The sequence below is a fragment of the Robertmurraya sp. DFI.2.37 genome (assembly GCF_029211245.1).
Classification (GTDB): Bacteria; Bacillota; Bacilli; order Bacillales; family Cytobacillaceae; genus Robertmurraya; species Robertmurraya methanolica_A.
This window is the reverse complement of record NZ_JARGEJ010000625.1, coordinates 1-302: the sequence shown is the minus strand read 5'-3', so window position 1 is coordinate 302 and position 302 is coordinate 1. Positions and strand designations below refer to the sequence as shown.

Genomic DNA, 302 nt, shown 5'->3' with positions numbered 1-302 from the left:
GGGATAGTAGTAGCTAATTTATTCATTTGTGTCATCACATCCTCGCCCCAATTCGAAGTACCAATGATCGCATCAGGATCTAAAGAAAGAATCGCCTCTGCACTCGGAGCTCTTTTATCTCCTATCAATGCCGCTCCTTCAAGCTCACTTAAATACTCAGGAATCTTCCCTCCTACTTCTAATACACCAAATGGCTTGATTCCGAGTGCAACCGAATCCTCCATTGATTCAAAGCTGGCAGCAAGAATATTCTCCACGGGGTTTGGGAATGTATACTCTGTCCCCAAATAGTTGATATTAAT

Annotated in this window: 1 protein-coding gene; it reads right to left on the bottom strand. The window is 42.7% G+C overall.

Features of this window, described 5'->3' with window-relative positions:
- Positions 1 to 302 (bottom strand): TroA family protein (locus PZE06_RS27975; protein WP_483314096.1); only part of this gene is annotated, 302 nt, incomplete at both ends.